This window comes from Oleiphilus sp. HI0079 (genome assembly GCF_001635105.1).
Genome location: NZ_LWFT01000035.1, coordinates 1 through 8,917, shown reverse-complemented (window position 1 = coordinate 8,917; position 8,917 = coordinate 1). Strand labels below are relative to the sequence as shown.

7 protein-coding genes are annotated in these 8,917 nt (G+C 49.0%); all 7 read left to right on the top strand.

Annotated features, from left to right (window positions below; translation table 11 throughout):
* Positions 1-2,008, top strand: a 2,008-nt coding sequence (gene nirB / locus A3750_RS00700; protein WP_068547932.1) for a nitrite reductase large subunit NirB, incomplete at its 5' end; no start/stop codon positions are given.
* A 10-nt stretch (positions 2,009-2,018) separates the two neighbouring features.
* Entirely contained in the window at positions 2,019-2,381 is a 363-nt protein-coding gene (nirD, locus tag A3750_RS00695) for a nitrite reductase small subunit NirD (protein ID WP_068453012.1), read from the top strand.
* Positions 2,382-2,384: 3 nt separating this feature from the next.
* Positions 2,385-5,183, top strand: coding sequence for a nitrate reductase (locus tag A3750_RS00690; protein WP_068466201.1), 2,799 nt, complete (start codon positions 2,385-2,387; stop codon positions 5,181-5,183).
* Entirely contained in the window at positions 5,180-6,112 is a 933-nt protein-coding gene (gene cobA / locus A3750_RS00685; RefSeq protein ID WP_068453104.1) for a uroporphyrinogen-III C-methyltransferase, read from the top strand. The genes A3750_RS00690 and cobA overlap by 4 nt, the downstream gene beginning before the upstream one ends.
* Before the next feature lie 171 nt (positions 6,113-6,283).
* Positions 6,284-6,871, top strand: a complete 588-nt coding sequence (locus A3750_RS00680) for an ANTAR domain-containing response regulator (protein WP_068453101.1) — start codon at positions 6,284-6,286, stop codon at positions 6,869-6,871.
* Positions 6,872-6,879: 8 nt separating this feature from the next.
* Positions 6,880-7,959: a CmpA/NrtA family ABC transporter substrate-binding protein gene (locus tag A3750_RS00675; protein WP_068453098.1), complete on the top strand. Its 1,080-nt coding sequence runs from the start codon at positions 6,880-6,882 to the stop codon at positions 7,957-7,959.
* Between the two features lie 331 nt (positions 7,960-8,290).
* Positions 8,291-8,917, top strand: a 627-nt coding sequence (locus tag A3750_RS00670; RefSeq protein WP_231871655.1) for a CmpA/NrtA family ABC transporter substrate-binding protein, incomplete at its 3' end; no start/stop codon positions are given.

Genomic DNA, 8,917 nt, shown 5'->3' with positions numbered 1-8,917 from the left:
AGACCAAGGTGGCGGTCGTTTACTTAAATCAAAAATTGAATCGTTGGGCGTTCAAGTACACACCCAGAAAGCGACTCAAGAAATTACTGCGGGTGAAAACTGCCGTTATCGTATGTGTTTTGCGGATGGTGATCACCTTGAGACAGACATGATTCTATTTTCCGCAGGCATTCGTCCTCAAGACGCGCTTGCACGTGAGTTTGGCCTTGAGCTTGGTGAAAGAGGCGGGATTGTCGTGAACAACCAATGCCTTACCTCAGATCCGGATATCTATGCCATCGGAGAATGTGCGCTCTGGAATAACTTCATTTTTGGTCTGGTTGCGCCGGGTTACACGATGGCGCGTGCGGCGGTAAGTCATATTACGGGCGGCGACCTTGCATTTGAAGGTGCGGATATGAGTACCAAGCTGAAATTGATGGGCGTTGATGTTGGCTCTATCGGCGACGCGCACTGTCGGACCGAAGGGGCCCAGTCGTATATTTATGAAAATCAGCCTGAAGAAGTATACAAAAAGATTGTTGTTGATGCCGAAGGCAAAAAGCTTCTCGGTGCTGTACTGGTAGGCGATAACGCGGATTACGATACGCTTTTGCAGTACGCGCTTAATGGTATTGATTTGCCTGATGCGCCTGAAAGCCTCATTTTGCCAAGTTCTGATGCTGCGCCGGCTCTGGGTGCAGACGCCCTGCCTGATACGGCTACCGTTTGTTCTTGTCATAATGTTTCGAAGGGCGACATTGTTGAGGCTATCGACGCGGGTAGTTGCGATTTGCCTGCAATCAAGGCTTGCACCAAGGCAAGTACAGGTTGTGGTGGTTGTTCCGCACTACTGAAAAATGTGTTCGACGCTGAGCTTGAGAAGCGCGGCGTTGAAGTTAAAAAAGACATTTGCGAGCACTTCGCTTACTCACGCCAAGAACTGTTCCATCTTATTAAAGTCGGGCAAATCAAGACCTTCGAAGCGCTTATTCATGCTCATGGCAAAGGCAGTCTTGGTTGTGAGATTTGTAAGCCAGCAGTGGGCTCAATACTCGCTTCGGTTTGGAATGATTTTGTTTTGTCCAAAGATCATGTGAGCTTGCAGGACACAAACGATACGTATCTGGCAAACATGCAGAAAGACGGAACCTACTCGATTGTCCCGCGTATTGCAGGTGGAGAGATTACCCCTGACAAGCTTATCGTGCTTGGCCAGGTTGCGAAGAAATATAAGCTCTACACCAAGATTACTGGCGGACAGCGTGTTGATTTGTTCGGCGCTCGCGTCGAGCAATTGCCTCCAATTTGGGAAGAGCTCATCGCTGCCGGTTTTGAAACCGGTCACGCATATGCGAAATCCTTGCGAACGGTTAAGTCCTGTGTTGGCAGCACTTGGTGTCGCTTCGGTGTTCAGGATTCTGTTACCGCGGCCATCGATATCGAAAATCGTTATAAGGGTCTTCGTGCTCCGCACAAAGTCAAAATGGCTGTCTCAGGTTGCACCCGAGAATGTGCTGAAGCGCAGGGTAAAGATATTGGGGTCATTGCGACGGATAAGGGATGGAACCTCTATGTTTGCGGTAATGGCGGGATGAAACCGCGTCATGCAGACCTGTTTGCGACGGACTTGGACACCGAAACCCTCATTAAATACATCGATCGCGTTTTGATGTTTTATGTTCGAACAGCCGATCGTCTGCAGCGTACCTCCGTTTGGATGGACAATCTGGAAGGCGGGCTGGAATACCTCAAACAGGTCGTCATTGAAGATTCGTTGGGGATTGCTCAAGAGCTTGAAGCGCAAATGCAGCATATTGTGGATAGCTATGAGTGTGAGTGGAAGCTTGCGGTTGAAAAACAGGATTCGCGTAAGCGTTTTAGACAGTTTGTGAACAGCGACAAAACGGATCCAAACATTGTGTTTGTTGAAGAGCGTGACCAGATACGTCCAGCACGAGCGGACGAGAAAATCATTGCCAGCGACGCGCTTTCGGAAGATGAACACGCAGAAACTGAGTTGGTATAGGGGTAGAAAAATGAAAGAAGTCGATCGTTGGATCCCAATTTGTGAAGTAGAAGACTTGGTAGATAACTCGGGTGTTTGTGCTTTGGTAGACGAGCAGCAGGTCGCTATTTTCAAGATAAGTACGAGTAGTGAATCTCAGGTGTTTGCCGTTAGCAATTGGGACCCGTTTGGTCAGGCAAACGTCTTGTATCGAGGCTTAGTTGCATCGGTAAATTCGGATAATGATGAGCAAAAATTTGTGCTTGCCTCGCCGCTTTATAAGCAGCGCTACTGTTTGGCGACAGGGGAATGTCTTGATGATGAGAGTAAGATGATTAGCGCTTACCCCACCCGCATTGTTGGTAATACCGTGCAACTTGGTATGGTTGGCTAGGTTATGTCTGGCTTGCAGAGAATCCCGACGATCAATAGCGGCAGCTCGCATGGCTTAGAGTCAAACGCACTGGCCTCAAGTACGTTAAAACAAAGCACCTGCCCTTACTGTGGTGTGGGTTGTGGCGTGGATGTGCAATTGAGTGGCTCTGTAGGCCAACCGCAGCCAGTTGCCGTCTCCGGAACGCCTGAGCACCCTGCTAATTTTGGCCGTCTTTGCATTAAGGGCAGTAAATTACTCGATACTCTGGAGCAAAACCAGCGGCTTGTTACGCCGCAGGTAGACGGCCTAGATGCGAGTTGGGAGCAGGCCGCGCATGAAGTTGCGCATCGTTTTAGCAAGATTATAAAAGAGCATGGACCCAATTCGGTTGCGCTTTATGTGTCAGGGCAACTGCTGACCGAAGACTATTATGTCGCGAACAAGCTCATGAAAGGGTATATCGGATCAGCCAACATCGATACAAACTCTCGTTTGTGTATGTCATCTGCGGTTGCAGCTCAAAAACGTGCGTTTGGTAGTGACGCCGTACCCTGTAGTTACGAGGATCTAGAACTCAGCGAGTTAATTGTGTTTGTTGGTTCGAATGCCGCTTGGACTCATCCAGTGTTATTTCAGCGAGTTGAACGAGCCAAGCAGCTAAACCCGGGTTTGAAAGTTGTTATTATCGATCCGCGCAATACCGCTACTTGCGAGCTAGGAGATCTACACCTACCGATTAAGGCAGGTACCGACGTGGCTCTCTTCAATGGATTGTTGAATTATCTAAGTGAGAATGGTGGATTAGATTCTCGTTTTCTCGAGAGTAGTGTTGCCGGATTTGATAATGCGTTGAAGCAGGCCAGAGAATGGACAGTAGAGCGCACCGCACAGGTGTGTGATCTCGCCGCCGATCGATTGGAGCAGTTTTATACTTGGTTCTGCGCTAGTCAGACAGCCATGAGCTTCTATTCAATGGGAGTGAACCAGTCAAGTTCTGGAGTCGACAAGGCAAACAGTATTATAAATTGTCATTTGGCGAGCGGGAAAATAGGTAAGCCCGGTAGCGCTCCGTTTTCAATAACCGGGCAACCAAATGCGATGGGGGGCCGCGAAGTGGGTGGGCTGTCTAACTTACTCGCTGCGCATATGGATATTGATAATGAACAGCATCGGGATATCGTTCAGGAATACTGGAACTCCCCCACGCTCTCTGAGCAGGCGGGCCATAAAGCCGTTGAGCTGTTTGATGCAATCGAATCCGGAGAAGTGAAAGCCGTCTGGATTATGGCAACGAATCCGTTGGTAAGCATGCCAAACCGCAATCGAATTGAGCGCGCCCTTAAAAAGTGTGCGTGTGTAGTGGTCTCTGATTATGTCGCGTCGAACGATACGCTTGCTTATGCGGATATAAAACTTCCAGCCACCGCGTGGTCGGAAAAAGACGGAACAGTGACAAATTCCGATAGAACTATCTCACGCCAACGTGCTTTTTTGCCTGCTTTAGGAGAGGCGCGTCATGACTGGAAAATCATCTGTGATGTGGCCCAGAGAATGGGGTATTCCGGGTTCGATTTTCAGAGTAGCCATGAGGTTTTTGTGGAGTATGCCGGGCTGACCGGTTACCGAAACGGTCGTGGTGAGAATGAGAGTCAACGAGACTTGGACTTGTCAGGTCTTGCGCAGCTTAGTCGCGCGCAATTTGATCGTATGAAGCCTGTGCAATGGCCAGTAAACAGCACGAATCCGAACGGTACGAAACGTCTATTTACAGACCAAGCGTTTTATACCCCCACGGGAAAGGCTAACTGTATAGCGGTCGACTTCAAGATCCCGACTCAAGTGACTTCTGATGCATACCCTTTCGTTCTGAACAGTGGCCGCCTCAGAGATCAGTGGCATACCATGACCCGCTCTGGCTCAAGCTCTGCCTTGAGCCAGCATAGTCCGGAGTCTTTTTTAGCGATTCATGCCGAGGATGCTCAAGCGCTGGATCTGAAAGATGGTGACCTCGTATCACTGAGTTCGGCTGTTTCGACGCAAACTAGCCAGCAAGTAGTTCTGCCCATTCAGATTGACAGCGCTCAGCGGCGTGGAGAGTTATTTGCGCCAATTCACTGGGGAAAACAATGGTCTTCTTCTGCCTCAATCGCTTATTTGTATAGTGATGCGCGAGACGCGATCTCAGGGCAGCCGGAGCTGAAGCATGCGGCCGTCGCGCTCGAAAAGCTGACAGTAAAAAAACATGCGTACCTGTTGCTCCGTGAGGAGCTTGATCATCGTGTTTTGTCGACGATGGCCGAAGTTTGGAGCAAAATCCGAATCAATGGTGCGTTCGTTTATCGGATCAGTTGTCTTGAATCGACTACGGAAATTGCCCAGCAGTTAGCCGATTTAGGCGTCATTTCTTCGACTCAAAGCATGAGCCATACCAAGGCTACTGGCAGAGTCTCGTTATATTTAAATCAGGGTGCTTTGAGCGCCCTCCTGATGGAGCAGTCGTCACCGCTCGATTTTCATAGAGCGTGGTTTGAGTCTCTTATTCAGGAAAATGCATTGAGTAGCGAACAGATTCATGAACTTCTGCACGGAGAGGTGGACGATGAATTTACGCAAGGGAAAATTGTCTGTAGTTGTTTCAAGGTTGGAGAGAAGGCCATTCATGATGCCATAGAAACCAAGCAATGTGACTCTGTAGAGTCGCTTGGCGATGCGCTTAAGTGTGGAACCAATTGTGGATCGTGTAAGCCGGAATTGAAGAAAATACTGGCGAAGCGTGACGTAAAAATGGTGTCGTTGCAGCCTGAGGAGGTTTTGGTATGAGCGCACTAACAGCAAGCATTATTTTGCGTGTTAAAGATGTATTCGCGCAGGCGCGCCTCGGTGTGTTTCAGAGAGTCAGTTCATCGACTTCGGGTACGAATTTATCTGATGCTAGCAACCAAGGGATAGGCCAGCGCGCATCCGACGGATGTGTACATTTGATTGGTGCCGGCCCTGGTGATGCAGAGCTGTTGACCATCAAAGCATACAAAGCGATTCAGCAGGCCGAAGTCATTCTTTACGATGCTCTTGTTGGAGAGGATGTGGTTGCGATGTTTCCGGCATCAGCACAAAAGATGTATGTGGGTAAGCGCTACGGTCAGCACTCGATGACACAACCAGAGATCTGTAGGGTGCTTCTGGAGCTTGCTCAATCCGGTAAGCGGGTAGTTCGACTTAAAGGAGGAGATCCGGCGATATTTGCTCGTGCGGGTGAAGAGTGTGCCCTACTTGCACAGCATGACATTCCGTTTGTTGTTGTTCCTGGTATTACCGCGGCGTCTGGCGCATCTGCCTATGCAGGTATTCCGCTAACACATCGTGATTGCGCTCAAAGTGTGCGGTTTGTAACTGCACATCTCAAAGACGAAAGTGCTGAGCCTGATTGGTCGTCAATGGCGCCTTCTCAGAAGACAAAGCATGGCGAAACGCTTGTTTTCTATATGGGGTTGCGCCGTATTGAGCAGATCTGTCAACGCCTCATCCAACACGGAGTCGATAAAGATATGCCAGTGGCCGTCATCGAGCATGCTACGCACGCAGAGCAGCGTGTTTGTATCGGTACGCTCGCAACGATTGCGGATCGCGTTGAGACAAGTGGAATATCAGGCCCGGCGATTACAATCGTTGGTCGGGTTGTCGAGTATCGTTACCAGACAGCGAACCTGATGAGTGATTCAGTGCTTTCCGGAGCTGTGTCCGGCTTTTGATCTTGCGCACCGAAATGGTGCGTAACGCTGTGTTTTCAGTTCCCTGCTTTGTTTAGTGATTTCATAACCCATTGAATAAAAAACGTATTTCAATGTTTGGGTATCCGCTTGCTTCATTGGGAGCATACTTTGCCGAGGTTGTGTTGTCCGGCTGGGAGCCCCAAACAAATAATGTCTTCAAAACTCAGTATTTTGCTTATCGACGAGAATGTCGAGAGAGCGAACGATGTGACTGCTGCTTTAGAGCAATCCCGCTATCGCGTGCGTCATCTTGCTAGCCCTAGCGTTGCGTTGTTAAAAGAAGTGGATGCGTGGCAACCAGATATCATTGTGATTGATATCGAGTCGCCAAGTCGCGACATGCTTGAAAGTCTGCATACCATGTCGGCGTTTGCCCCTAAGCCCGTTGTGATGTTCTCCGAATCGGAAGATGAGGAGATGATTAATCTCTCTGTTAAATCTGGTGTCAGCGCCTACGTTGTTGGTGATCCTGACTCCGCTCGAATTCGCCCCATTTTGGATGCCGCCGTTGCCCGGTTTAACGAGTATCAACGCCTCAAAGATGAGCTTTCCCAAACGAAGAACGAACTCGAAGCGAGAAAACTTGTTGATCAAGCCAAGCGACTATTAATGGATGTTAAGGGCATCTCTGAAAATGAGGCGTTTCACAGTATGCGTAAAACCGCGATGGATTCAGGACAAAAGATCGAAGACGTCGCGCGAACTGTAATTTCAATGATGAAGAATATGAATTTCTAGGTGGTTAGATGACAGGTATTGAAAAAACATCACTGTCGCTCGGTTTTGTACCTCTCACCGACTCGGCGCCTTTAGTCGTTGCGAAAGCGCTCGGTTTTTTTGACGATGTGGGGTTGGATGTAACGTTACAAAAGCAAAACTCATGGGCAACCTTGCGCGACAAGCTTCATGCCGGAATACTCGATGCGGCGCAGATGCTCGCTCCCATGCCAATTGCCAGTACTTTAGGCTTGGGTTGCCGTGCGAGGAAAATCGTCACGCCTTTTGTTCTTAGCCTCAACGGTAATGCGATTACGCTTTCTGATGCCCTCTATCTCGAGTTAAAGGCGCATGAATCGATACATCCCGATCAGCCGCTCAGTGCAGAAGTCTTAAACTCGGTGATTGCCCGACGTAGTGCCGATGGAAAGGCTAAGCTCAAACTCGCTCACGTATTTCCATACAGTTGCCATCATTATCAGTTGCTCGATTGGTTGAAGTCTGGTGGCGTCACCCTGAGCGACATTGACATCCTCACTGTGCCACCCGTGAATATGGTCGATTTTCTTTTCAGTGGCGAAATCGATGGGTATTGCGTGGGTGGCCCATGGAACGCAAAAGCGGTCCGCTCGGGAATTGGATATACCGGCCTCACCTCCTATGATGTCTGGCAAGATCAGCCAGAAAAAGTATTGGGGTTCACTGCTGATTTCGTGGATCAGTACCCGCAGACCGTAACGGCTTCCTGCGTCGCAATTGAGCGAGCTTGTCGCTGGCTAGAGAATATACCTAATCGATTTGAAGCAGCGCGCATGTTGACGCATAGCCATTATCTAGATGCGCCTCTAGATGTGATTGCTCCTTCTTTACTCGGTAGTTGTTTGACGCATGAGGCGGCCGCACCAAGAGAGGTCGAGCAATATAATCGCTTCTACTCAAGCAAAGACCATGGCGTAAACGTGCCCAGTACCGAGCGAGGACGCTGGTTACTTAATAAGATGGTCGAGGCCGGTCAGTTATCGAGCGAAGACAGCGCATCTGTCTCTATCGACGAAATATTTCGTGAAGATCTATACCAGGCGATAAGCGCCGAATTTGTGCAGGCTTAGTGCAATGCTCCTCTTGTTGGTGCGTTCGCATGTGTGGGTAAAGGCTTGGCGGTCAGTTAACCCTCTGAAAAATAAGTATTTTTAGAGTTGGCCTTAGTATTGCTTAGTCATGGCACGTAGTTAGTAAGAACGCTTAGCGCATTCAGAAAGCGCTAACTGATTTATCGTTTACCCCTCTTGGTCAAATATCGCGGGGTATTCACTGGACAAGAAGCGGTTGAAGGCATAGTGGCCTTCAATGCGCCAGGCAACGTTGCCCGCTTAGTCTCCTCTCCGAGAGGCTTTGCGGGTTTTTTTTTGAAAAAATATTGATATCACGCTGGAGTAGAGCATGAAAAAACACGGACTTTTGAAGTCAATAAAGACCAAGTTTACTGCTATTACGGTGACGCTGGCCGCAACGGGTGCATTACTTGGAACATCTGTGCAGGCTCAGGAATTGGGTTGGCCAGAAAAAGAAGAGCTTAAGTTTGGCTTTATCAAGCTGACAGACATGGCGCCTTTAGCAATTGCTTACGAAAAAGGTTACTTCGAAGATGAGGGCTTGTATGTCACCTTGGAAGCTCAGGCTAACTGGAAAGTGCTTCTAGACCGCGTTATAGACGGTCAATTGGATGGAGCGCATATGCTGGCAGGTCAGCCTCTTGGCGCGACAATCGGATTTGGTACGCAGGCGCACATCATTACAGCGTTCAGTATGGATCTAAACGGTAACGGTATTACCGTTTCCAACGATATTTGGGCGCAGATGAAGCCAAATATCCCTCATGAGGACGGTAAGCCGGTGCACCCAATTAAGGCGGATGCATTAAAACCGGTTGTTGAAAAGTATAAAAGTGAAGGTAAGCCTTTCAATATGGGGATGGTATTCCCTGTTTCTACGCACAACTATGAACTTCGCTACTGGCTCGCTGCTGGCGGAATTCATCCTGGTTACTATGCGCCTCATAAGGGCGAT

Excerpts from the sequence above, each read along its gene's own strand:
- nirD (WP_068453012.1), top strand. The coding sequence starts at position 2,019 with ATGAAAGAAGTCGATCGTTGGATCCCAATTTGTGAAGTAGAAGACTTG.
- A3750_RS00690 (WP_068466201.1), top strand. The coding sequence starts at position 2,385 with ATGTCTGGCTTGCAGAGAATCCCGACGATCAATAGCGGCAGCTCGCAT.
- cobA (WP_068453104.1), top strand. The coding sequence starts at position 5,180 with ATGAGCGCACTAACAGCAAGCATTATTTTGCGTGTTAAAGATGTATTC.
- A3750_RS00680 (WP_068453101.1), top strand. The coding sequence starts at position 6,284 with ATGTCTTCAAAACTCAGTATTTTGCTTATCGACGAGAATGTCGAGAGA.
- A3750_RS00675 (WP_068453098.1), top strand. The coding sequence starts at position 6,880 with ATGACAGGTATTGAAAAAACATCACTGTCGCTCGGTTTTGTACCTCTC.